This is a genomic window from Streptomyces pratensis (assembly GCF_016804005.1).
Classification (GTDB): Bacteria; Actinomycetota; Actinomycetes; order Streptomycetales; family Streptomycetaceae; genus Streptomyces; species Streptomyces pratensis_A.
The window spans coordinates 403733-426212 of record NZ_CP051486.1; the positions used below are offsets into that span (position 1 = coordinate 403733).

General features: G+C 71.2%; 21 protein-coding genes and 1 tRNA gene. 9 read left to right on the forward strand and 13 right to left on the reverse strand.

Annotation, left to right across the window (positions count from 1 at the left end; genetic code table 11):
* Window positions 1-14: 14 nt before the first annotated feature.
* On the forward strand, window positions 15-1652 hold the full coding sequence (locus tag HED23_RS01960; protein WP_203181719.1) for a DoxX family membrane protein: 1638 nt from the start codon (window positions 15-17) through the stop codon (window positions 1650-1652).
* A 72-nt stretch (window positions 1653-1724) separates the two neighbouring features.
* Here the strand turns inward: HED23_RS01960 and HED23_RS01965 are convergent, their stop codons facing one another.
* The 3 genes from HED23_RS01965 to HED23_RS01975 form a co-directional block, all read right to left on the reverse strand.
* The gene (locus tag HED23_RS01965; protein ID WP_203181720.1) at window positions 1725-2444 is read right to left on the reverse strand and encodes a nucleotidyltransferase family protein; all 720 of its coding nucleotides are present in this window, start codon (window positions 2442-2444) and stop codon (window positions 1725-1727) included.
* Window positions 2445-2480: 36 nt separating this feature from the next.
* Window positions 2481-2894 carry a hypothetical protein gene (locus HED23_RS01970; protein ID WP_203181721.1) on the reverse strand — a complete coding sequence of 138 codons (414 nt, stop codon included), beginning with the start codon at window positions 2892-2894 and terminating at the stop codon, window positions 2481-2483.
* Window positions 2895-3119: 225 nt separating this feature from the next.
* Window positions 3120-4256, reverse strand: a complete 1137-nt coding sequence (locus HED23_RS01975; protein ID WP_203181722.1) for an ABC transporter ATP-binding protein — start codon at window positions 4254-4256, stop codon at window positions 3120-3122.
* Between the two features lie 176 nt (window positions 4257-4432).
* Here HED23_RS01975 and HED23_RS01980 point away from each other — a divergent pair.
* Window positions 4433-4507, forward strand: a tRNA-Thr gene (locus HED23_RS01980).
* A 537-nt stretch (window positions 4508-5044) separates the two neighbouring features.
* Here the strand turns inward: HED23_RS01980 and HED23_RS01985 are convergent.
* The 3 genes from HED23_RS01985 to HED23_RS01995 form a co-directional block, all read right to left on the reverse strand.
* Window positions 5045-5404, reverse strand: coding sequence for a hypothetical protein (locus tag HED23_RS01985; RefSeq protein ID WP_203181723.1), 360 nt, complete (start codon window positions 5402-5404; stop codon window positions 5045-5047).
* Complete coding sequence (locus tag HED23_RS01990; RefSeq protein ID WP_203187316.1) at window positions 5401-5925, reverse strand: DUF6232 family protein; 525 nt, start codon at window positions 5923-5925, stop codon at window positions 5401-5403. Before HED23_RS01990 ends, HED23_RS01985 begins: the two co-directional genes overlap by 4 nt.
* Before the next feature lie 316 nt (window positions 5926-6241).
* Window positions 6242-7651, reverse strand: coding sequence for an NAD(P)/FAD-dependent oxidoreductase (locus HED23_RS01995; RefSeq protein ID WP_203181724.1), 1410 nt, complete (start codon window positions 7649-7651; stop codon window positions 6242-6244).
* 63 nt (window positions 7652-7714) lie between these two features.
* Here HED23_RS01995 and HED23_RS02000 point away from each other — a divergent pair, with 63 nt between their 5' ends.
* Window positions 7715-8626, forward strand: a complete 912-nt coding sequence (locus tag HED23_RS02000; protein WP_203181725.1) for an aminoglycoside phosphotransferase family protein — start codon at window positions 7715-7717, stop codon at window positions 8624-8626.
* Window positions 8627-8663: 37 nt separating this feature from the next.
* A complete protein-coding gene (locus tag HED23_RS02005; RefSeq protein ID WP_203181726.1) occupies window positions 8664-9140 on the forward strand; it encodes a GNAT family N-acetyltransferase in 477 nt (158 codons plus the stop codon).
* A gap of 246 nt (window positions 9141-9386) precedes the next feature.
* Here HED23_RS02005 and HED23_RS02010 read toward each other — a convergent pair whose 3' ends face one another.
* Window positions 9387-10583 (reverse strand): FAD-dependent oxidoreductase, encoded by a 1197-nt coding sequence (locus tag HED23_RS02010; RefSeq protein ID WP_203181727.1) that lies wholly within the window; start codon window positions 10581-10583, stop codon window positions 9387-9389.
* 98 nt (window positions 10584-10681) lie between these two features.
* Here HED23_RS02010 and HED23_RS02015 point away from each other — a divergent pair, with 98 nt between their 5' ends.
* Window positions 10682-11389, forward strand: a complete 708-nt coding sequence (locus HED23_RS02015; protein ID WP_203181728.1) for a pentapeptide repeat-containing protein — start codon at window positions 10682-10684, stop codon at window positions 11387-11389.
* A gap of 21 nt (window positions 11390-11410) precedes the next feature.
* Here the strand turns inward: HED23_RS02015 and HED23_RS02020 are convergent, their stop codons facing one another.
* The 3 genes from HED23_RS02020 to HED23_RS02030 form a co-directional block, all read right to left on the reverse strand.
* Window positions 11411-11908, reverse strand: coding sequence for a hypothetical protein (locus tag HED23_RS02020; RefSeq protein ID WP_033297163.1), 498 nt, complete (start codon window positions 11906-11908; stop codon window positions 11411-11413).
* 108 nt (window positions 11909-12016) lie between these two features.
* Window positions 12017-12643, reverse strand: coding sequence for a response regulator (locus HED23_RS02025; protein WP_203181729.1), 627 nt, complete (start codon window positions 12641-12643; stop codon window positions 12017-12019).
* Complete coding sequence (locus HED23_RS02030) at window positions 12640-13914, reverse strand: sensor histidine kinase (protein WP_203187317.1); 1275 nt, start codon at window positions 13912-13914, stop codon at window positions 12640-12642. Before HED23_RS02030 ends, HED23_RS02025 begins: the two co-directional genes overlap by 4 nt.
* Before the next feature lie 525 nt (window positions 13915-14439).
* Here HED23_RS02030 and HED23_RS02035 point away from each other — a divergent pair.
* Both HED23_RS02035 and HED23_RS02040 read left to right on the forward strand, forming a co-directional pair.
* Window positions 14440-14997 carry a GlcG/HbpS family heme-binding protein gene (locus HED23_RS02035; RefSeq protein WP_203181730.1) on the forward strand — a complete coding sequence of 186 codons (558 nt, stop codon included), beginning with the start codon at window positions 14440-14442 and terminating at the stop codon, window positions 14995-14997.
* A gap of 193 nt (window positions 14998-15190) precedes the next feature.
* On the forward strand, window positions 15191-16612 hold the full coding sequence (locus tag HED23_RS02040; RefSeq protein WP_238441812.1) for a M1 family metallopeptidase: 1422 nt from the start codon (window positions 15191-15193) through the stop codon (window positions 16610-16612).
* A gap of 22 nt (window positions 16613-16634) precedes the next feature.
* Here the strand turns inward: HED23_RS02040 and HED23_RS02045 are convergent, their stop codons facing one another.
* Window positions 16635-18224, reverse strand: coding sequence for a M4 family metallopeptidase (locus HED23_RS02045; protein ID WP_203181731.1), 1590 nt, complete (start codon window positions 18222-18224; stop codon window positions 16635-16637).
* A gap of 210 nt (window positions 18225-18434) precedes the next feature.
* Window positions 18435-19010 carry a TerD family protein gene (locus tag HED23_RS02050; RefSeq protein ID WP_104787851.1) on the reverse strand — a complete coding sequence of 192 codons (576 nt, stop codon included), beginning with the start codon at window positions 19008-19010 and terminating at the stop codon, window positions 18435-18437.
* A gap of 172 nt (window positions 19011-19182) precedes the next feature.
* On the opposite strand from HED23_RS02050, the gene arfB reads away from it, so the two are divergent.
* Window positions 19183-19617, forward strand: a complete 435-nt coding sequence (gene arfB / locus HED23_RS02055; RefSeq protein ID WP_203181732.1) for an alternative ribosome rescue aminoacyl-tRNA hydrolase ArfB — start codon at window positions 19183-19185, stop codon at window positions 19615-19617.
* Window positions 19618-19885: 268 nt separating this feature from the next.
* Here the strand turns inward: arfB and HED23_RS02060 are convergent, their stop codons facing one another.
* Entirely contained in the window at window positions 19886-20392 is a 507-nt protein-coding gene (locus HED23_RS02060; protein ID WP_203181733.1) for a flavin reductase family protein, read from the reverse strand.
* A gap of 346 nt (window positions 20393-20738) precedes the next feature.
* Between HED23_RS02060 and cdgB the strand changes: the two genes are divergently transcribed.
* Complete coding sequence (gene cdgB, locus HED23_RS02065) at window positions 20739-22391, forward strand: diguanylate cyclase CdgB (protein WP_203181734.1); 1653 nt, start codon at window positions 20739-20741, stop codon at window positions 22389-22391.
* The last annotated feature ends 89 nt before the right edge of the window (window positions 22392-22480 follow it).

Sequence of the window (22480 nt, forward strand, 5' to 3'; positions counted from 1 at the left end):
CATCACTCGGTTAGATGAGTGTGGACACCAGAACGCCTCGGTTCGACGACCAACCCGCCCTGAGCATGACGAAGGTGGACAGCGACCCCGCGCAGGTCATCGTCAGCCACGCCAGCTTCCGGGTGCAGCTCGCCCCGGGCCAGCGCACCCGTCTGCGCCCCGTGGGCTCCGCCGGACCGGCCAGGATCCCCGCCATGAGCGGCGCGGGCGGCCGCAGGCGGGCTCCCGTCGTATGGAGCGGGAGGTCCGAGCCGGGCGACCCCGGAGCGACAGGACTCCTGCAGGCCGTACGGAACTCCACCGCCGGCCACCTCGACGTCCGCCCGGGCGGTGACTTCGGTGCGGGGTACGACGACACGGGCGGCGGGACCCAGGTCATCCCGCGCCTCGACGAGACCCAGCCCAACCCCGTACTCCGGCCACCCCACCAGGGCGGCCCCCGCACCGGGCCGCTGCTGCCTCCCATGCGGCAGGCCGTCGGCGCCTACGACGCCGTCGAGACGCCGCGCCACGACGCCTACGACGTCCCCTACGACGACGACCCCGACGCCGAGGGCCAGGACGGCACCTCCGCCGGGGAACGACGCCACGCAAACGACGCCGTCCGGCACGCCTACTACCCCGGCCGCCGGATGAACCTCGGTGTCGTCCTCCTCCCGCTGCGCGTCATCCTCGGCTTCCTCTCCATCTACGCCGGCATGGGCAAGCTCTGCGACCCGGCCTACTTCGACGGCGGCGACCGCGGCTCCATGGTCAAGTGGCTGACCTCGCTGCACCCCTGGACCGCCGCCGAACCCCTGCGCGACCTCGCGCTCTCCCACCCGGTCGCCGCCGGGCTCTCCGTCGCCTTCCTCCAGGTCGTCGTCGGCGTACTCACCGTCCTCGGCCTCTGGCAGCGTGTCGCGGCGGCCTTCGCCGTCCTGCTCTCCGCCGCGATCCTGGTGACGGTCAGCTGGCGCAGCGCCGCCTACGACACCCCGGACATCATCCTGCTGGCCGCCTGGAGCCCGCTCGTCATCGCCGGAGCCCCCGTCTACTCCCTCGACGGGCGCCTCGCAGGGGAGGCCTGGCGCACGCTCGGCCCGCGTTCGGCGATCTGGGACCTCCGCCGTCGGGTGCTCCGTCGCGGCACCGTGGTCGCCACCGTCGTCGTCGGCCTGACCCTGCTGGTCGGCTCGATGCTCGGCGGAGCGGTCCGGTCCACCGAGGTCGTCACCGTGCCGGGCCCCGACAGCTACCCGACCAACCAGCTGCCCGGCGCCCCGCTCCCCGACGAGTCCACCGGCAAGAAGCGCAAGCCCTCCCGGACCCCGGAGAACCGCACCCCCGAGACGTCCCCCTCCAGCGCTCCCGGCACCCCGTCGGCCGAGGAGTCCACCCAGGGCTCCGATTCCGAGCGTGAGTCCGGCCCGACGGCCGGGGCGAGCACCGGTGGCGAGCCCAGTCAGACGCAGGGCACCGGCCAGGTACCCCCGCAGGAGCCGTCCCCGCAGGAGCCCCCGTCCGGTGACGCGGGCCCCAGCTCGTCCGGTTCCGCCGGCTCCGGCGGCACGACCGGCGGTTCGGACGACGGCGGTTCCTCCGGTGGGGGGTCCGAGGGCGGATCCTCCGGCGGCGCCGGCCAGAACCCCATCGGCGGCCTGCTCGGCTGACGAGCGCGCCACACACCACGAGGGCGGCCACCGGACATCCGGTGGCCGCCCTCGCACACGTACAGGGGCAGGTCAGCCGCCCACCTGGGCGCCCAGCTCCTTCGCCGCCTCCGTGAGGTCCTTCGCGGTGTCGATCGCCCGCCAGTACGCCCCGTGCGGCAGCGGGAAGCCGGCCAGCCGGCGCTCACGGGCCAGCCGGGGGAAGGTCGTCCGCTCGTGGTCGCCGCGGTCCGGGAGCAGCGCGGTGAACGCGGGCGCGAAGACGTACACACCCGCGTTGATGAGATACGGCGACGGCGGCGACTCGATGAAGTCGGTGATGTGCCCGAACGCGTCCGTCTCCACGGCGCCCCACGGGATCCGAGGGCGGGCGAGCGCGAGCGTCGCGGTGGCGTCCCGCTCGGCGTGGAAGGCGGCCATCTCCCGCAGCGAGAAGCGGGTCCAGATGTCGCCGTTCGTCGCGTACCAGGGCTCCGACGGATCGGGGAGCCGTGCCGCCGCGTGCTTGAGACCGCCGCCCCGGCCCAAGGGCTCGGTCTCGACGACGGTCGTCACACGCAAGGGGAGGTCGGCGGAATCCAGCCACTCCTGGAGCACATCGGCAAGATGGCCGCACGAGATCACGGCGTCGGTGACGCCCTCGGCGGCCAGCCAGGAAAGCTGATGGCCGATGATCGGGGTCCCCGTCCCCGGGATCTCGACCATCGGCTTGGGGCGGTCATCGGTGTACGGGCGCAGCCGTGAGCCCTGACCACCCGCCAGGATCACGGCCTGCGTCGGAAACGTATGCATGCCAGGCACGATATGCCGTGCCCGGACACACCCGGCTCAGCTGAACTGCGCGACTCCCGAGGCGAACGAGGTGTCGCAGACCGGACGGGAGAAACGGTGGGCGCGCGTCGGACCGTACTGGTCCACGGCGGCCTTGCCGAGCGCCTTGGCGATCGACATGCAGTGCCTCGCCAGGGAGGGGCGCCCCTCGACGGTGCGCTGGAGGCTCGTCAACGCGACGCCCGGGTCCTTCTCACGGAGCTCCAGCAGGAGCTTGTCCCGCAGAACGTCCTGAGGTGCCCGTGCCTTCGCCTGCTTGGACACGGTCTCCGAGGCGGCGGTCAGCAACTGGGTCTCGGTGTCCTGCCCCGACCACTGCACGCGGGTGACCGCGAGGGTCCCGGACAGGACCATGACGACGGGCAGTACGAGAGCTAGGGTTCGGCCGATTCGGCGCGCGGTGTGGGTCACGCAGGCGAGCGTAGCGGGCAGTGATGACTCGGCGACATTTCGTCACCCTTGCGGGGGATGGTTCGAGAGGTCTTTTCGAATCAGGCGTTGACGGTCCGGGGTGAATTGACCGATGTGACAGGGTATTTGGTACCCAGTCGGCCCGAAACCCGGTCCTGCCCCGCGACACGCGAACGGCCCCGCGTCCTCATGGGAACGCGGGGCCGTGGCGACGGCTCGGACGGATCAGGCGGTCAGGCGCTCACCGGTCGACGTGGCGAAGACGTGCAGCTCGTCCGGGCGCGGCACGACGTGCAGCTCGGTGCCCTTCTCCGGAACGGCGCGGCCGCCGACGCGGACGACCAGGTCCTTGTGCTCGCCACCGACCTGCGCGGCACCGTAGACGAAACCGTCGGCGCCGAGCTCCTCGACGACGTTGACGGAGACGGCCAGACCGGCCGGGGCGTCGGAGGAGGCCTTGGAGAGGCCGGTCGCGGCGGCGCCGCCGTGCTCGACGATGTCGAAGTGCTCGGGACGGATACCGACCGTGACGGTGGTGTCACCACGGTTCGCGGCGGCGGTGAGCGCGTCACGGGAGACCGGGACGACGCTGTTGCCGAACTTCACGCCACCGTCGGTGATCGGGACCTCGATGAGGTTCATCGCGGGGGAGCCGATGAAGCCGGCCACGAAGAGGTTCGCCGGGCGGTCGTACATGTTGCGCGGCGAGTCGACCTGCTGGAGGAGGCCGTCCTTGAGGACCGCGACGCGGTCACCCATGGTGAGGGCCTCGACCTGGTCGTGGGTGACGTACACGGTGGTGATGCCGAGGCGGCGCTGCAGCGAGGCGATCTGCGTACGCGTCGACACACGGAGCTTGGCGTCGAGGTTCGACAGCGGCTCGTCCATGAGGAAGACCTGCGGCTCACGCACGATGGCGCGGCCCATCGCCACACGCTGGCGCTGACCACCGGAGAGCGCCTTCGGCTTGCGGTCCAGGTAGTCGGTGAGGTCCAGCATCTTGGCGGCCTCTTCGACCTTCGCCCGGATGTCGGTCTTGTTCACACCGGCGATCTTGAGGGCGAAGCCCATGTTGTCCGCGACGGACATGTGCGGGTAGAGCGCGTAGTTCTGGAACACCATGGCGATGTCCCGGTCCTTCGGGGGCAGGTGCGTGACGTCGCGGTCACCGATGCGGATCGCGCCGCCGTTGACGTCCTCGAGACCCGCGAGCATGCGCAGGGAGGTCGACTTGCCACAACCGGAAGGACCGACGAGGACGAGGAACTCGCCGTCCTCGATGTCGATCTCGAGCTGGTCCACAGCCGGCTTCGTGGAGCCGGGGTAGACGCGGGACGCCTTGTCGAACGTGACACTGGCCATGACGATTCTTCTCCTCCACCGGCAGGAACGTGCCGGACGATCCGAGTAAGGGAGTGGTGTGGTCCACTGGAGTGAACCTGAGGTGACGCTACCTGGCGTTCTCGGATCTGTCAGCAGTCCGAGGTCTCGAATATCGAGCAGGTTCCGGTCCCGGCGTTGGTTACAATGCTTCCGCTGCCTCCTTAGCTCAGTCCGGCCAGAGCAACGCACTTGTAATGCGTAGGTCATCGGTTCGAATCCGATAGGGGGCTCTGGGAAGGCTCAGGTCAGATCAGCTCTGACCTGGGCCTTTTTGCTTCCCCAGGTCACCGGGAAACCCTTGTTCGGGGCAGATGCAGCCCTGTGACGCCGTCGTGGTCGGCTCCGTGTCGAGCCCACCAAGGCCCGCATGGAAGACGCCCTGTGCCGAGCCCACCAGGACCCGCACGGCAGACGTCCGTACGACCGGTCTCACCGTCGACGGGGCGCACGCAGTCACCGTCATCAGCCGTCCCCGGGCCGGCACCGGCCGTTCGGCTTGGTGCCTCGGTGTCTCGGTCTCCGCTTACGCCACCGACGCCGGTCCGAATGAGCGACCGGAACGGTGATCAGCGCCGATGTCTACGAGGAACAGCACGCCGCACTGGACTGTACGCGTGACCGCAGGGCGGTCGACAGAGGTCACCCGCGCCGTCGCCACGTGCCGGTCAGCGGTGACGGGACCGGGCTCGTCGCGGCAGCGCGGCCGGACGACGGCTCCGTCCTCCTGCGGGCGGGGCCTGGTGAGGGCCTCAGGGGCCACTGCCGCGTCACCGCGCGCCGAGCAGCTCCAGGATCCGGTTCACCGCGTCCAGGGCAGGTTGCCCGACCGCCCCGACCGTGGCTGCGATGCCGGCGACGGCCATGAGGGCCCTGTGCTGTTCCTCGGGCGGAGTGCCGGCCTCGCCGTCGATGTTCGTCAACGAGTCGTCGATCGTCTGTGCGTTCACGGCCGATACCTGGTCACGCAGTTCCCCGAGCAGTTGCCGGAGCTCCTCGACCGCTTGCCGGAGGGCGGTGTTGTCGGCGGGGGCGGAGACGGGCGCGGTCTGTCCCTTGACGATGCCGGTGTTCCCCTGCCCGCCGTGCATGGTAACGCTGTCACCGAAGTGGTAGCTGTCGCCGCTCATCCGTTCACCATTCCCGTGTTGCCCTGTCCGCCGTACATGTTGACGTTGTCACCGAAGTAGTAGTTCTGGGGCCTGCTGATCAGAAGTTGCCCGACCGTCACGCTGAGCTCCGTGTCCGGGTTCTCGATCGCGTGGGAGACGCTTCCCACGAGCTCGCTCAGGTGCTCCCGGTTCCTGCCGGTCACCATCGCGGTCGACGGGCCGGACGTCTCTATCGCCATGACCGGGTGGGACTTGGCCAGGAGTACGGAGAACATGTCGCCGCAGTAGAAGATGAATGCCAGGAGGCTGACCGTCCAGGCGAACTGCATGATCCCGTCCTCGTCCGATGACCCGAAGCGGTTCAGCTCCTGGATCAGCAGGGCCAGCAGCAGCACGGCAGCGTTGATCCCGACCCGCTTCATGAAGCGCGTGAAGGCCTCGCCGCGCTTCGGCCTCAGCGTGAACGTGTACACGCGGGCGATGTTCTGCAGCGGGTAGGCGGCTCCGCCCACCCAGAGCAGCCGTTTGGTGATGCGCAGGTCGACAGGGCCCCACGAAGACGGCCCGGGCGCGTACCCGGGCGCGGGAGTCGGTGCCGAGGACGGGGGTGACGAGGGCGGGGGTGCCGAGGCCGGTGGTGGCGTCGAGGGGGGAGGCGCCGAGGGGGGTGGTGGCAGCGGTCCGGACCGGCCGCTCCATGGTCTCTCCGGCTCAGGATCCAGCATGTCGCCCCCCGGCGTGCGTCAGCCCAACTGCTTTACGCCGCATGGTATTCGAGCTGTTGTCAGGTACACACCGTCGATGGCGAAAAGTGGCCTGAACCGGGCTGCCCGCGACGGGCCGGCCGGGCAAGGCTCAGTGGCGGCCGGCGATGCGGTCCGCCAGCGCGGCGATGCGGTCCGTTCCCGGGGTCGGTGAGGCGGACTCCCGGCGGTCCGCCGCGCGGTAGGCGGCGTAGAGGGCGTGGACGCCGAGCCAGCGGAAGGGTTCGGGTTCCCAGCGGCGGACCTTGTGGTTGACCCAGGGGAGGGCGGTCAGGTCGGTGGGGCCGGCCTGGCCGGAGTCCTGCTGGATCAGGTCGCGCAGGGTGCGGGCGGCGAGGTTGGCGGTGGCGACGCCGGAGCCGACGTAGCCGCCGGCCCACCCGAGGCCGGTGCTGCGGTCCAGGGTGACCGTGGCGCACCAGTCGCGGGGGACGCCGAGCACACCGGACCAGGCGTGGTCGATGCGGGTGCCCGCGGTGGTGGGGAAGAAGCGGACGAGGAGGTCACGCAGGGCCTCGACGGTCGCGGGCCGGGTGCGGTCTGTTCCGTTGACGTTGGCGGCCGCCGAGCCGTAGCGGTAAGGGACCCCGCGTCCGCCGATGGCGATGCGGTCGTCCGCGGTGCGCTGGGCGTACATGTAGGCGTGGGCCATGTCGCCGAGGGTTTCGCGGCCGTCCCAGCCGATGGTGTCCCAGAGGGCCTGGGACAGGGGCTCGGTGACGATCATGGAGGAGTTCATGGGGAGCCAGGTGCGCCGCTGTCCCTTGAGGCCTGCGGTGAAGCCCTCGGTGCAGCGCAGGACGTAGGGGGCGCGGACGGTGCCGTAGGGCGTGACGGCGTGCTTGGGCTTGATCTCGGTGACGGGCGTCGACTCGTGGATCGTGACACCGAGGGCCTCCACGGTGTCCGCGAGGCCCTTGGCCAGTTTGGCGGGGTGCAGGCGTGCGCCGTGCGGGGTCCAGCTGGAGCCGACGGCTCCGGAGACACGGACGCGCTCGGCGGTCTCGCGGGCGCCGCGCAGGACGCGGTCGGTCTCGCCGAAGGCGATCTCTACGGAGTGGAAGTCCTTGAGGCGGGCCAGCTGGGAGGGGGTGTGGGCGACCTCCAGGACGCCGCCGTGGTGGACGTCGGCGTCGATGCCCTCGTCGTCGGCGATGCGGATGACCTCGCCGACGGTGGCGTTCATGGCCTGCTGGAGGCGGACCGCGGCGTCGTGGCCGTGCAGTTTGGCGTAGCGGTCCCGGCCCGCGATGCCGTTGTAGAGCCAGCCGCCGTTGCGGCCTGAGGCGCCGTAACCGCAGAACTTGGCCTCCAGGACGGTGATGTTGAGGAAGGGGACGGCCTTCTTGAGGTAGTACGCCGTCCAGAGTCCGGTGTAGCCGCCCCCGACGATGCAGACGTCGGCGCTCGTGTCGCCGGGCAGGGGTTCGCGTGGGGTGGGGGTGCCCTCTTTCGCGTACCAGAAGGAAATGCCGCCGTTGACGGTACTGACGGTGCTCATGTGTCCCCTGCTTGTCCGTGTGCAGCCCAGTAGCTGGAGGGACGTTACCTCTACGCTCGCGGGGTGATCGACGTTCCGGATGGCCTTGTCGTGAATCTGAGGACCCATGGCGGCGCGGTGGGGCGGGCGTTCGCCGACGCGCTGCCCGCTCTCGCCGGGAGGTACCTGGACGAGTGGGGACTGCGGCTCGACGGGGTTCCCATGAGCGGGATGTGCGCGCTGGTGCTTCCGGTGGTGCGGGAGGCGGATGGTCGCCGGGCTGCGCTGAAGCTCCAGTTGGTGGACGAGGAGACGGCGGGGGAGCCGGTCGCCCTACGGGTCTGGGGTGCGGCGGGCGCGGGTGCGGTGAGCTTGCTGGGGCATGACGCGGCGACCGGGGCGATGCTGCTGGAACGGCTGGATGAGCGGCGGCCGTTGAGCGGCGTGGTGGATGCGCGGGCGGCTGTACGGGTGCTCGCGGAGTCGTTGGCCAGGCTGGTCGTTGTGCCGGCTCCGCCGGGCATGCGGCAGCTCGGGGACGAGGCCGTCCGGATGCTGGAGGAGGCGCCGGGGGCGGCGGCGAGGCTGGCGGACGAGGGCGAGCGGCGGCTGCTCGTGGACTGCGCGGCTGCGGTGCGGGAGGTGGCGGGGGAGCCGGGGGACCGCCTGCTGCACTGGGATCTGCACTACGGCAACGTCCTGGCCGGGCGTGCGGAGGAGGGCCGGGCGGGGGAGTGGGTCGCGCTGGATCCGAAGCCGCTGGGCGGTGATCCGGGGTTCGAGCTGTTTCCGGCGCTGCACAACAGGTTCGACGCGTCCGAGGTGTTGTGGCGGTTCGATCTGCTGTCCGGAGTGCTGGGGCTGGACCGGGAGCGTGCGCGGGCGTGGACGCTGGGGAGGGTGCTGCAGAACGGGGTGTGGGGGGTCCGGGACGGGGCGCGGCGGCTGGCGGCGGACCACGTGGTGATCGCACGGCTGTTGCTGGGGCGAAACTGAGGGGCAGGGCGCGTGGCGGCGTGCTTAGGCTGCCCACATGATTCGTAATGCCACTTCAGATGATGTTTCCGCCATCCACGCCATGGTCCGTGAGCTCGCCGAGTACGAGAAGGCGCTCGACGAGGCGAACGCCACGGAGGAACAGCTGCGAGAGGCGCTGTTCGGCGAGCGGCCTGCCGCGTACGCGCACGTCGCGGTGTCGGACGACGACGGTGAACTGGTCGGCTTCGCGTTGTGGTTCCTCAACTTCTCGACGTGGCGTGGGGTGCACGGCGTGTATCTGGAGGACCTGTACGTGCGCCCTGAGAGGCGTGGTGGCGGTTACGGGAAGGCGCTGCTGACGGAGCTGGCGCGGATCTGCGTGGAGCGGGGTTACGGGCGTCTGGAGTGGTCGGTGCTGGACTGGAACGTGCCGTCCATCGCGTTCTACGAGTCGCTGGGTGCGCGGCCCCAGGACGAGTGGACGGTGTACCGGCTGGCGGACGGGGAGCTGGCGGAGCTCGGAGCGGCCTGAGTGCCCTGACGGGCGGGGCGGGCCTGGATTCTCTGTGCTGTCCGGGTCGGGCGTGAGGTTGGTGTGCTGGTCAGGGCGGGCTGGGACTGGCTGTGTTGTCCGGGTCGGGCGTGAGGTGGCTGTGCTGGTCAGGGCGGGGCGGGGCTGGCTGTGCTGCCCGGGGCCGGCCGGAGCGGCTGTGTGATCGTCACGGCCCGCTGACGACTTCGCCCACCGTGCCGCTGGTTTCCAGTGCGCGGCCGGGGATCAGGGGGTCCCTGTCCTGCGGGGGGTCTCCCGTGCCGTACCGCCGAGTTGCCGCACCGCCAGGACGGCCGCTTCGATGCCGCTGTTGAACGCGACCTCGCTGAGGAGTCCCGGCGCGGCGACCTGGTCGCCCGCGAGCAGGATTCCGTCGCCGCGGTCGACGGCAGGCCGGTCCCGCCAGGTGGTGCCGGGCCTGTCGACGGCGCCGGTGCGGCCGGAGGCGAGTGCTTCGCGGCGCCAGGTGGTGCGGTCGCGCCAGCCCGGGAAGCCGAGGTCGAGGAGGTCTTCGGCGCGGCGTACCGCGTCGGCGCGTGGGGTGCCGGGGGCGAGGGGGATCTGGGCCTGGATGAGCTGTTCGCCCGGCGGGGCGAGGGTGGGGTCCTGGGCCGTGAACCGTTCGATCCAGCCGGGGGAGTCGAGGTCGGAGACGATGAACGGGTCGCCGCGACGGGTCCGCAGGGCCAGGTCGACGAGGGCGGTCCGGCCGCTGTCCCAGGTCAGGGCGGGGTCCTCCAGCAGGGTGCGTGCGGAGTCCAGATGGGTGGCGACGATCACCGGGCCGCTGCGCCGTAGGCGTGCCAGGTCCTCGGGGCCGACGCGCGCGGTGGTCTCGATGCGTACGCCGAGGTTCCATGCCCGGGCGGCCATCCGGTCGACGAGCTGCGCCCAGCCGCCGACGGGGTAGCGCGCCTCGGGTGGCAGCGCGGTGGCACGGCGCAGGCGTTCCTGGACGAAGGCGGCGGAGAGCGAACCGGGGTCGTGGTGGAAGAGGGCCACGGCCATGTAGTGCGCCGCCGCGCGGGCTCCCTCCTCGCCCACCTGGCCGGTGGCCCAGCTGAGGAAGTCGGCGTCGACGGGTGCCTGGCGGGGGCTGCGGCGGGCGAGGCGCAGCATGGGGAGGGGCGGGGTCCTGCGCAGCGCGCCGTCGCGGCGGAAGAAGAAGCGGGTGCCTTCGAGGGGCGGTACGGAGGCGAACGGGCCGAGGAGTTTCCGCTGTTCGAGCCAGGTCCAGTGCGGTCCGCCGCGGTACAGGGCGTGCGGTCCTTCGTTGGTGAGGTAGGGGCCGTCCGAGGTCCTGGCCCGTCCGCCGAGGGTGTGATGGGCCTCGTGGACGGTGACCGGGGCCCGGGACTCGGCGGCGGTGACGGCGGCGGTCAGCCCGGCGAGGCCGCCGCCGACGATGTGGATGCGCTGCATGGCTGGGTCTCCTCGCGGTGGGCGCTTCTGCATGGAGGACGGTTCGGACAACTGGTTCTGTGACACCTGGCCGGGCGGTGTCAGTGGTGTGCGTCACGATGGGGGGCATGGCACGTACAGGCAACAGGAGCGCCAAGGGCGCGGGTGCGAGGACCGGGGTGGCGGAGGCGCGGCGGCCGGAGGTGCGGCTGCCCTCCCTCGTCGCCTACGACGGTGAGGGGCTGGAGCCCGACGGGGACTACGACGGTGTGCGGTTCGAGGAGACGGATCTGGCCGACGCGTCGGGTCCCGGAGCGCGCTTCCTGGACTGCGAGCTGCGCGGATGTGCCCTGGACCGCACGGAGCTGGTGCGGGCCAGATTCATCGACTCGGTGCTTACGGGGGTGCGGGGCGTGGGCGCCGATCTCGCGGGGGCGTCGCTGCGGGATGTGGAGGTCGTCGACGCGCGGCTGGGCGGGGTGCAGCTGCACGGTGCGGTGCTGGAGCGGGTGCTCGTGCGGGGCGGGAAGATCGATTACCTGAATCTGCGCAAAGCACGGCTGAAGGACGTCGTGTTCGAGGGGTGTGTGCTGTCGGAGCCGGATTTCGGGGAGGCACAGCTGGTGCGGGTGGAGTTCCGGGACTGTGTGCTGAAGCGCGCCGACTTCAGTTCCGTCCGGATGGAGTCGGTCGATCTGCGGACGGTTGCCGAGCTGGACATCGCGCGGGGTGTCGAGCGGCTGGCGGGGGCGGTGATCAGCCCGTCCCAGCTGATGGAGCTGGCTCCGGCGTTCGCGGCGCAGATCGGGGTGCGGGTGGAGGCGTAGGGCTGCCGGGTCCGGGTGTCGTCAGAGGCGGGGGAAGCGTGCCTGGAGATCCCAGACGACGGGGTTGTCGGCGAGGCCTTCGTGCATGTCGGCCAGGTCGGCGATCAGGTCGTGGAGGAAATCACGGGCCTCGCGGCGCAGCAGGGAGTGGCTGAAGGTGAGCGGGGGTTCGTCGCCGGGCATCCAGTCGGCCTCGACGTCCACCCAGCCGAAGCGTCGTTCGAAGAGCATGCGGTCGGACGATTCGGTGAAGTCGAGCTCGGCGTACTGCTGGCGGTGCGAGCGGTTGCCCCGGGGGTCGCGGTCGATCTGTTCGACGATGTCGCAGAGTGCCCAGGCGAAGTCGAGTACGGGGACCCATCCCCAGGCTGTGGATACTTCGCGGTCGGCCTTGGTGTCGGCGAGGTAGACGTCCCCGGAGAACAGGTCGTGCCGCAGGGCGTGGACGTCCGCGCGGCGGTAGTCGGTCTGCGGGGGGTCCGGGAAGCGCCGGGAGAGGGAGTAGCCGATGTCGAGCACGGTTCGATGGTGTCATGCCGTGTGAGCGTCCCGCGCCGCCCGGCACCTGGGTGCCGTCGGCCGTCCGGCTGCGGGGACGGTCCGTCGCTGTGCGGTGGCCCCGGGCGGCTAGGGCAGCAGGCGCTGTTCCTTGGCGACGGCGACCGCGCCCGCCCGGGTGTCCACGCCGAGTTTCTCGTAGATCCGTCCCAGGTGGGTCTTCACGGTGGCCTCGCTGATGAAGAGGGCTCGCGCGATGTCGCGGTTGCCGAGACCCTGGGACAGCTGGCCGAGGATGTCGAGTTCGCGTTCGGTCAGGGCGGGCCGGGGGCTGCGCATCCGGGCCATGACCCGGCTGGCGACGGGTGGGGAGAGGGTGGTGCGGCCCTGCGCGGCGGCGCGGATCGCGGCGAAGAGCTCCTCCGGGCGTTCGGCCTTCAGCAGGTATCCGGTGGCGCCCGCCTCGATGGCGCGGGTGATGTCGGCGTCGGTGTCGTACGTGGTGAGGACCAGGACGTGGCCGGTCCCGGCGGCGGCGATGCGGCGGGTGGCTTCGACACCGTCGATCCCGGGTCCCAGCTGGAGGTCCATCAGGACGACGTCGGGGGCGAGCCGTGCGGCGAGGGTCACGGCCTCCTCCCCGCTGCCCGCCTCGCCCACGACCTCGATGTCGGGTTCGCCGCCGAGGAGGGCGAGCAGCCCGGCCCGTACGACGGCGTGGTCGTCGCAGAGCAGGATCCGTACGGGCGGAGTCATGCGCGTTCCTCCGGGGCGGGTGGGGCGGGCGTGGTGGCGGGGTGGGGCAGCGGCACGGAGGCGGACAGGACCGTGCCTTCGCCCGGGGCCGATTCGACGGTCAGGGAGCCGCCGAGCTGCTGGACCCGGGCCCGCATGGCCGGCAGCCCGTGACCGCGTACGCCGTCGGGCGGGCGGGGCGTCGGCCGGCCGGGGCTGAATCCCCGGCCGTTGTCGGCGATGTCGAGCACGACCCGGTCGCCGAGGTGGGTCAGGGTCAGCGCGGCGACGGTGGCACCCGCGTGCTCGGTGATGTTCGCGAGGGCGCCCTGCGCGATCCGCAGCAGGGCCGACTGCACCCGGTCGGGGAGCGTGGTGGCCGGGACGCCCTCCACATGGCAGCGGACGGTGAGGCTGCCGCGTGCCTGGGCGGTCTCCCGGGCGGCGAGGGCGTGCAGCGCGGCCTCCAGTCCGCCGCCCTCGGCAAGGTCGGCCGGAGCGAGGTCGTGCACGAAGCGGCGGGCCTCGGCGAGGTTGCGCTCCGCGATGCCCGTCGCCGTCAGGACGTGGCGCCGTGCGGTGGCGGGGTCGGCGTCCCAGGAGCGGTCGGCGGCCTGAAGCAGCATCTGCTGGCTGGAGAGGCCCTGGGCCAGGGTGTCGTGGATCTCCATGGACAGCCGCTGGCGTTCGGCGAGGGTGCCTTCGCGGCGTTCGGTGGCGGCCAGTTCCCGCCGGGTGCGAAGCAGGTCGTCGATCAGCTCGCGCTGACGCGCGGCCAGTTCCCGCTGGCGTGCGGCCTGGCGCTGCATGTGGACGAAGACGGCGGTGGCTACGGCGGCGACCGCGGGCGGGGCGAGGACGAGATTCGGGTCGAAGCCCGTGGCGAGGCTCAGCTGTGCGGCGACGACGAAGACGGTGAGAAGTGCGACGAGTGCCAGGGCGGCGCGCGGCGGCAGGATCCGCAGCCCCGTGTAGAAGAGCGGTACGGCGCACCACGCGAAGCTCGGCGCGAGGACGACCAGGACCATCCACACCGCGACGAGGATCCCGAGCCACGTCAGCCGGCGGGGTGTGGGGCGGGAGCCGAGTACGGGGCCGAGGAGGTACAGCACGGCGAGCACGGTCGACAGGGCGATGATCCAGGGGGTGCGGCTCTCGCCGGGGTGGCGCATCAGGAAGCGCGTGAGCGAGGCACCGAGCAGCAGGAAGAACGCGGCGTGCATGAGGAAGGCCAGCCACCGGGCGTCCGGGTCGCCCGCAAGGTCCGCAGGGTCGGCGGCGGGGTGGTGCACCGTGCTCCTGCTGCGGTCCGTCGTGCCCGGGTCGCCTGTCGTGCCCGCCGGGCCGGCCGGGTCCGTCGTGTCCGCCGCGCCCGGGGCGTCCGGTCCATCCGCCGTCCCGGGCCTGCCCGCGGCGCCGGGCGGATCCGTCGCCGCCCGCTCCGCGTCCGGCTCGCTTCCGTTCCGCGCCACCTCAGGTCCATCCGCCGTTCCGGGCCTGCCCGTGGCGCCGGGCGGATCCGTGGCCGCCCGCTCCGCGTCCGGCTCGCTTCCGTTCCGCGCCACCTCGTACCCCGCGCTTTCTCGACCAAGACCTGCGCTTGCCGCATCCCCGCGCTGCTGCTGACCTGCGTGGACACCCCATGGTCGCCCTCCGGGGCCACCTCCGCATCAACCGATCGGCTGACGGGGCGGTCAGCCGACGCGGGTGCGGCTTCCAGCCGGTACGCCGACGATACGGACCCGGGTCCGGCCGGAGGATCGATAGCGGAAGCCGAACGGTTCGAGGCAGAGCCGGAATCACCCGAGGAGACCACCATGAAGAAGATCTCGCTGCGCACCCGTGTCCTGACCGGTGCCGTCGCCGCCGCAGCCCTCGGCGCCGGTACCTTCGGCGCGATGTCCGCGAACGCGTCCGCCCCGGCCGCCGCGCCCGCCGCCGCCGTGAAGGCCGACGCCTCCGACCGGAATCTCCAGCAGTCCACCCACCTGACCGTCGCTGCCGCCACCAAGGCCGCGCAGGCCGCCCTGGACGCCGCCAAGAAGGAGAACCAGCGCATCTCGGTGGCCGTCGTCGACCGCAACGGCAACACGCTCGTCACCCTGCGCGGCGACGGTGCGGGCCCGCAGTCCCCCGAGTCCGCCGTGAAGAAGGCGTACACGGCGGTCTCATGGAACGCGCCCACCTCCGAGCTGGTCAAGCGCCTGGAGCAGGCTCCCAACCTGAAGGACATCCCCGGCACGCTGTTCCTCGGGGGCGGCTCGCCCGTGCAGGTCAAGGGCGCTCCGGTGGCGGGTATCGGCGTGGCCGGCGCCCCGAGCGGCGACCTCGACGAGAAGTTCGCGGCGGCCGGCGTCGCTGCCGTCTCGAAGTAACGGGACCGGCCCCCGGCCCCGCCGGGGGCCGGGAGGCTCGGACGCGTGGCTGGGCACCGCGCGTCCCCGGGAGCACCGCGCGGGCCTGGGAGCACCGCGCGGGCCAGGGAGTGGTGGCGCACCGGAGAGTGGCGCGCGTGCCGAGGGCCGGAGCGCGTGCCGTGGGCCCGTGCGCGTACCTAGGATCGTCTGCGTGCATCAGCAGACAGCAGCAGCCGTACGCCGCACCGTGCCCGGCCTCGCGCTGCTGGTCGCCGTGCTCACCCTGGTCTCGGGGTGCTCCGTGGACCTCGGCGGGAGCGCGGGCACACCAGGTGCGGCAGGGATGCGCGACCCGTACTTCCCCAGGCTCGGCAACGGCGGCTACGACGTCACGCACTACGACCTGTCCCTCGACGTCGACCCGACAGCTGCACGGCTGAGCGGCACGGCCGTGATCACCGCCCGGGCGACCCAGGACCTCAGCGCCTTCAACCTGGATCTCGCCGGGCTGGAGGTCCGGTCGGTGACCGTCGAGGGCCGGCCGGCCGCCGTGAACAGGGCGGGCTCGGAGCTGACGCTGCGCCCGGACCGCGCGGTCGCCGACCGCCTCCGCACGGGCAGCAGCTTCCGCACGGTCGTGAGCTATGCCGGCCCACCCCGCACCGTGACCGACGCGGACGGCTCCGAGGAAGGCTGGCTGCGGACCACGAACGGTGCGGTCGCGCTGGGCGAGCCGGCCGGTTCCATGGCCTGGTTCCCCGGGAACCACCATCCGGCCGACAAGGCCTCGTACGACCTCAGGGTCACCGTCCCCGAGGGGCGGAGCGCCGTCTCCAACGGCGAGCTCGCGTCCCGGCGTACGACCGGGGGGCGCACGACGTTCCACTGGCGTACCCGCGAACCCATGGCGAGCTACCTCGCGACCGTCGTTGTCGGCCGCTACACGGTGCGGGAGTCGGCTGCCGGGGGCGGCCTGCCGGTGATCACCGCCGTCGCTCCGGACGTGGACGGAGCGAGCGCCGGGGTGCTGGCACGGATCCCGGAGGTCATCGCGTGGGGGGAGAAGCGGTTCGGTCCGTACCCCTTCTCCTCGGCCGGGGCGGTCGTGGGAAGGCGCGGCGACGCGGGGTACGCGCTGGAGACCCAGAACAGGCCGTTCTTCCCCGGCCCGCCGGACACGGGGCTGCTCGTCCATGAGCTGGCCCACCAGTGGTTCGGCAACTCGGTCACGCCCGCGAGCTGGCGGGACATGTGGCTCAACGAGGGCTTCGCGACGTATGCGGAGTGGCTCTGGAGCGCGGACCACGACGGCGTTCCCGTCGCGGAGAGCTTCGACAGGGCGTACGCGGACGAGGCGAACTGGGCCTTCCCGGCCTCCCGTCCGCCGGGGCCCGCCGACCTGTCCCGGCCTCCGGTGTACGGCCGGGGCGCGATGGTCGTCCACCGGATCCGGCTGGAGATGGACGACGACGAGGCGTTCTTCCGCCTCCTCAAGGGCTGGCCCACGGCTCACCGGCACGGCAACGCGTCGACGGCCGACTTCACCGCCTACGCCGAGAAGGCGTCCGGCCTGGATCTGACGGAGCTTTGGGACACCTGGCTCCACGGCGGGAGCCGGCCGGCCCGAGGCTGACCGGCTCCCTGTGCCTTCCCCGTTACTTGACGTTGACGCCGGTCCAGGCCGCGTCGACGGCGGCGAGTTCGGCGCTGCCGGCCCCGAACAGGTCGGTCGCCGCCTTCTCGGTCGCGACGCGGGCTCCCGCGTAGTCGGTGCTCGACGTCATGTAGACCGAGAGCGCCTTGTACCAGATCTGGTACGCCTTCTGGCGGCCTATGCCGGTGACCGTGGAGCCGTCGGCGGTCGGGGAGTCGTAGTCGACGCCGTCGATGGTCTTGGCGCCGCTGCCTTCCGCCAGCAGGTAGAAGAAGTGGTTGGCGACACCGGAGGAGTAGTGCACGTCGAGGTCGCCGACGCCGGAGTCCCAGTAGTCCGCCGAGCCGCCGTCCTTGCTGGGCTTGTCCATGTAGCGCAGCGGGGTTCCGTCGCCGTTGATGTCGATCTTCTCGCCGATGAGGTAGTCACCGGGGTCGGTGGCGTTGTCGGCGAAGAACTCGACGGAGGTGCCGAATATGTCGCTGGTGGCCTCGTTGAGCCCGCCGGACTCGCCCGCGTAGTCGAGGTCGGCGGTGGCCGCGGTCAGGCCGTGGCTCATCTCGTGGCCGGCGACGTCGATGGCGGTGAGGGCGCTCTTGTCGTCGGCCCCGTCGCCGTAGGTCATGCAGAAGCAGCTGTCGTCCCAGAAGGCGTTGACGTAGCCGGTGCCGAAGTGGACGCGGGAGTACGCGGCGCGGCCGTCCCCGGCTATGCCGTCGCGGCCCAGCTCGGACTTGTAGAAGTCCCAGGTCTTCGCGGCGCCGTAGTGGGCGTCGACGGCGGCGGTCTGGCGGTCGTCGCCCGTGCCGTCGCCCCAGGTGTCGTCGGCGTCGGTGACGAGGGTGCCCGTGCCGGTCTGGCCCTGGTTCAGGTCGTACGTCTTGTGGCCGCCCCGGTCGCCGTCGGTCAGCTCGAAGCCCTGACCGCCCTGGCTGGTCGAGAGGGTGACCTCGCCGCTGTACTGGCTGTTCCCGGTGCCCGTCTCCACGGCCTCGAAGCTGTGCAGGCGCTTGCCGGTCGTGGCGTCCGTGATGAGGTGCAGCCGGCTGGGCGTGCCGTCCTCCTGGACACCCTTCCTGACGGTCTCGAATGCGAGCGCGGGCTTGCCGCTGCCCGCCCAGACGACCTTGCGCGCGTTCGCCGCGGCCTTCAGTCCCGGCTGTGTCGAAGGTACGGCGATACGGGCTTCGGTGGCCTTGTCCACGCCCTTGGAGGTGCCGTCCGCTGCGGTGTGGGTGACGAGGTCGCCGCCGAGGACCGGCAGCCCGGCGTAGGTGCGCTCGTAGCGGGTGTGCACGGTGCCGTGGGCGTCCTTGATGACGTCACGGACGATCAGTTCCTCCTGGCTGCCGAGCCCGAGGGACTCGGCGGCCGCCGAGGCGTCCGCCTGGGCGGCCCGCAGCGCGGTGCCGCGCCGGTCCGCCGTGTTCACGCCGAGCGCGGAAGCCCCGGCGGTGGTGCGGGCGGCAGAGGCTGTGTCGTCGGCGCTGCTGGGGCCGGCCGTGGCCGTACCGGTCTGGACGCCGACGACGACCATCGCGGCGACTGCGGTCAGGGCAGCGGTGCGACGGGCGTTCATGTGGGGGGTCATGCCTTCTCCGTTGCTCGTTCCTGTGGGGGGTACGAGCGGAGAGCGTGCCACCGAATGAACGAATTTGACGGGACGCCGACAATTGCCTCACAAGTTTTTGACCAGTTCTTGTCCGACTGGAGCGTGCCTGTGTCCGCTATGTGACGCGAACGCAGGGGAGCCCCCGGCCGACCGAGGTCGGGCGGGGGCTCCCGTGGGAAAGCCGCTACGTCAGAGGTTGACGCCGAAGTCCTGGGCGATGCCGCGCAGGCCCGAGGCGTAACCCTGGCCGACCGCGCGGAACTTCCACTCGGCGCCGTTGCGGTAGAGCTCGCCGAAGACCATGGCGGTCTCGGTGGCGGCGTCCTCGCTCAGGTCGTAGCGGGCGATCTCCGTGCCGCCGGCCTGGTTGATGATGCGGATGAAGGCGTTCCGCACCTGGCCGAAGTTCTGGCTGCGAGCCTCGGCGTCGTAGATGGAGACCGGGAAGACGATCTTGTCGATGTCCGCCGGAAGGCCCGCGAGGTTGACGTTGATCTGCTCGTCGTCGCCCTCGCCCTGGCCGGTGACGTTGTCACCGGTGTGGACGATGGTCTGGTCCGGCGTCGCCTTGTTGTTGAAGAAGACGAAGTGGCCGTCGGAGAAGACCTTGCCGGCGGTGTTGACCGCGATCGCCGAGGCGTCGAGGTCGAAGTCGGTGCCGGTGGTGGTGCGGACGTCCCAGCCGAGGCCGACCGTGACGGCGGTCAGGCCCGGGGCCTCCTTGGTGAGCGAGACGTTGCCGCCCTTGGACAGGCTTACAGCCATGGGAAGTCCCTTTCCTCGTCGTGTGCGGGCTTCGTGCCATCACGAAAGCTACCGTCACCCGTCCTAACGCAGACAAGTGACCACGAGGTTCCTGCTCGCTTTACTTTCTTTGCCGAACTTCTGGTCGAATGCTCGCAAAAGAAGGTGACGAACCGGCCGTGGGCCGGGGAACATGGGTGTCATGTCCGGGCCCTATGTCATCCGCGGTTCGGTCTCCTTGCCGGAGGCCGAACTCATGTGGCGTTTCTCGCGGTCCTCCGGGCCCGGCGGTCAGCACGTCAACACGAGCGACTCCCAGGTGGAGCTCCGCTTCGACCTCGCGGCGACCGACGCCCTGCCCGACGTGTGGAAGGCCCGTGCCCTCGAACGGCTGGCGAGCCGTCTGGTCGGCGGTGTCGTGTCCGTGAGGGCCTCGGAGCACCGCTCCCAGTGGCGCAACCGCGAGACCGCCGCCGTGCGGCTCGCCGCGCTCCTGGCGGAGGCCACCGCGCCGCCTCCCAAGCCGCGTCTCAAGAAGAAGATCCCGCGCGGCATCAACGAGCGCCGGCTGCGCGAGAAGAAGCAGCGGGGCGACACGAAGCGCGGGCGCAGCGGCCGCGACTGGTAGGGCCCAGCGTCGAGCGCCACGCCCTGATTCGAGCGGGCCCATCGTTCGAGCGCCCCGCACCGTTCGAGCGGCCCCATCGTTCCAGCACCGCGCACTGACCGAACGGGCCCACCGATCGGGCAGGGCCCACAGTTCCAGCGGACCCACCGTTCGAGCACCCCACACCGTTCGAGCGGCGCGCACTCTTCGAGCGGCGCGCACCGTTCGGACCCGGCTCATCGGCCGGCGGCGGGAAGCGGACCGGTTGCCCCGTGGCAGGGAGCGCGGGTCAGCCCAGCTGCCGGTAGCGGCCCTTGAAGTACGTCAGGGGCTCGCCGTCCGCGCTCGGCACCGACGCCGTCAGGACCCGGCCGATCACCAGGGTGTGGTCGCCGGCGAGTACGCGCTGCTCCGTGCGGCACTCCAGGGTGGTCAGCGCCCCGCCGACCAGGGGTGCTCCGGTGACCTCGCCCCGTATGCAGGGGATGTCCTCGAACAGCAGGCGGTCGCTGATCCGTCCCTTCATGGCGAACCGTCCGGCGATCTGCCGCTGTCCGTCGGTCAGCACGGACACGGCCCACAGGGGCTGTTCCGCCAGCAGGTCGTCCATCCGGGAGTCGTTGCGCAGGCTCACCATGACCAGCGGCGGGTCCAGAGAGACCGACATGAAGGCGGTCGCCGTCATCCCCACCTCCTCGCCCCGGCCGTGCTCGTCGAGCGGCGGCTCCTGCGCGGTGATCAGAACCACGCCGGCGGCCAGGCGGGACAGGGCGGCACGGAATTCGTCGTCGGTCACTCCTTCAGCATGAGGGACGGCTTCGGGGCGCGGGGTGGGGGGAGTCTTCTGCAGCACACGGGGCACGCTAGCGCCGCAGGGCGCGGCGTCGCATCGGGCCAGGGGACCAGCCTGGTCCTAGGACTCGGGAACCACTGTGCCGATTTGCGTTCGGTAAACAACAGGGGTCCCTGGAGGTGCCTCGGGCGTTCTTTACCATCTGTTGTGACTTGAGTCACAGAGAGCAATATTTGTTGACCCTGTGTACCGGGTGCACAGCTCACTGTGATTCAGTGGCCGTGACAGTGCAACAAGTACGTCGATATGAAACCTGGAGTTGCTGTCGAGGTCTCAGGGAGTGCGAGCAATGGAGGCCGAGTCGGAGCCGTACGTCCGCCTTGCGACCATGCGGCAGCTGCACCAGGCCGTCGCTGATCTCAACACGGCACGGAGCCTGGCGGACACGCTGCAGTCCGTGGCCGACGGCATCGTCACGGGGCTCGGTTACGAGCTGGGCTGTGTGAACCTCGTCCGCCCCGACGGTGATCTCGTGGTCGCCGCGTTCGCCGGCAACAGTGCCGCCGAAGCCCTGATCACCGGCCGTGTGGGCTCCCGCGAGTCCTGGGACCGCAGGCTGTCGATGGGCGAGGCGTGGGACGAGCTCCGGTTCATACCCCACACGGAGGGCTGGGTCCTCCTCGACGACGACGTACCCCAGTGGCACACCGAGGGTCCTGAGCCCCGCTTCGAGGACGAGTGGCACCCTCTGGACCGCCTCTACGCCCCCATGCACGCCTCCGGCGGAGGTCTGGACCTCCTGGGTGTCATATCCGTCGACAGGCCGCGCAACGGCCGCCGGCCCGGCGCCTGGGGCCGTGAGGCCCTCCAGATGTACGCCTCCCAGGCCGCCATTGCGATCAGTAACGCTCGCCTGCGAGCAAACATGCAGCGCGCCCTGGTCAGGCTGGAGCGCGAACAACAGGCGCTGCGGGCCAGTGAGGAATCCTTCCGGCAGGCGTTCGAGTACGCCCCGAGCGGCATGGCCATCGCCGAGATGGGCGGGGACCAGCACGGCAGGCTGCTGCGCACCAACGACGCGCTCTGCCGGCTCCTGGGCCGCCCCGCGTCGGTCCTGCGCCGCTACTCCTTCGCCGACCTCGTCCACCCCGAGGACATCGGCACCCTGCTCCGCACGTCCGCCGAGGGCGGGCGGGCGGAGCTGCGGCTGGGGCGCAGGGACAGCACGTACCTCTGGGTCTCGCTGCGCAACTCCGTGGTCGCCGACACCACCGACGGCCCGCGTTTCCTGCTCACCCACGTCGAGGACATCGAGGAGCGCAAGCGCAACGAGCTGAACCTCGCGCACCGCGCCTCGCACGACGCGCTGACCGGCCTGCCCAACAGTGCCGAGCTCCGCTCCCGGCTCAGCGCGCGACTGTGTGAGAGGCCCCACTCGGTCACCTCCACGGCGATCGAGGCACTGGACGCGGCGTACGGCGATGTCGAGAGCCCGGCGCACGCTTACCGGATGGACGGGTACGAGGGAGAGGTGGCGCCGGGTGTCGGCCCCTACGACCACCATGTGCACATCGTGGCGCCCGATCCGGCGCACGACGACGGGACCAAGGGGCTCGCGGTGCTCTTCTGCGACCTCGACGGCTTCAAGTCCATCAACGACCGCTTCGGGCATCACGCGGGTGACGCGGTTCTCATCGAGGTCGCCCGAAGGCTCACGACCTGCGTACGGGACGGTGACACGGTCGCGCGGCTCGGGGGTGACGAATTCGTCGTCCTCGCGGACGGTCTCGGGGCCGCAGATGCCGCGGATCTGGCCGTACGATTGCGTAACGCCATCATTCCGCCCATCAGGGTGGACGGCCGGGCAGTCAGGGTCGGGGCGAGTTTCGGTATCGGCTGGGCCGAGTGCGGCATGACGGACGAAGAGGTCCTGCACTCCGCCGACCAGCGGATGTATGTGGAAAAGCGGTCCCGGTCGAAGGTTCACCGCAGAGCCGGCTGACGTTCACGCCTTGGCTGTCCCCGTACACCGCCCGGTTTTCCGGGGGACCGAGGGCAATTCGACGCGTGCTCCGTTCGGGGTAGGCTCGG

What these genes read in the sequence shown, in the direction of transcription:
- HED23_RS01960 (WP_203181719.1), top strand. Translation starts at nt 15, where the DNA reads ATGAGTGTGGACACCAGAACGCCTCGGTTCGACGACCAACCCGCCCTG.
- HED23_RS01965 (WP_203181720.1), bottom strand. Translation starts at nt 2,444, where the DNA reads ATGCATACGTTTCCGACGCAGGCCGTGATCCTGGCGGGTGGTCAGGGC.
- HED23_RS01975 (WP_203181722.1), bottom strand. Translation starts at nt 4,256, where the DNA reads ATGGCCAGTGTCACGTTCGACAAGGCGTCCCGCGTCTACCCCGGCTCC.
- HED23_RS01985 (WP_203181723.1), bottom strand. Translation starts at nt 5,404, where the DNA reads ATGAGCGGCGACAGCTACCACTTCGGTGACAGCGTTACCATGCACGGC.
- HED23_RS01995 (WP_203181724.1), bottom strand. Translation starts at nt 7,651, where the DNA reads ATGAGCACCGTCAGTACCGTCAACGGCGGCATTTCCTTCTGGTACGCG.
- HED23_RS02005 (WP_203181726.1), top strand. Translation starts at nt 8,664, where the DNA reads ATGATTCGTAATGCCACTTCAGATGATGTTTCCGCCATCCACGCCATG.
- HED23_RS02010 (WP_203181727.1), bottom strand. Translation starts at nt 10,583, where the DNA reads ATGCAGCGCATCCACATCGTCGGCGGCGGCCTCGCCGGGCTGACCGCC.
- HED23_RS02015 (WP_203181728.1), top strand. Translation starts at nt 10,682, where the DNA reads ATGGGGGGCATGGCACGTACAGGCAACAGGAGCGCCAAGGGCGCGGGT.
- HED23_RS02025 (WP_203181729.1), bottom strand. Translation starts at nt 12,643, where the DNA reads ATGACTCCGCCCGTACGGATCCTGCTCTGCGACGACCACGCCGTCGTA.
- HED23_RS02035 (WP_203181730.1), top strand. Translation starts at nt 14,440, where the DNA reads ATGAAGAAGATCTCGCTGCGCACCCGTGTCCTGACCGGTGCCGTCGCC.
- HED23_RS02045 (WP_203181731.1), bottom strand. Translation starts at nt 18,224, where the DNA reads ATGACCCCCCACATGAACGCCCGTCGCACCGCTGCCCTGACCGCAGTC.
- HED23_RS02050 (WP_104787851.1), bottom strand. Translation starts at nt 19,010, where the DNA reads ATGGCTGTAAGCCTGTCCAAGGGCGGCAACGTCTCGCTCACCAAGGAG.
- arfB (WP_203181732.1), top strand. Translation starts at nt 19,183, where the DNA reads ATGGGTGTCATGTCCGGGCCCTATGTCATCCGCGGTTCGGTCTCCTTG.
- cdgB (WP_203181734.1), top strand. Translation starts at nt 20,739, where the DNA reads ATGGAGGCCGAGTCGGAGCCGTACGTCCGCCTTGCGACCATGCGGCAG.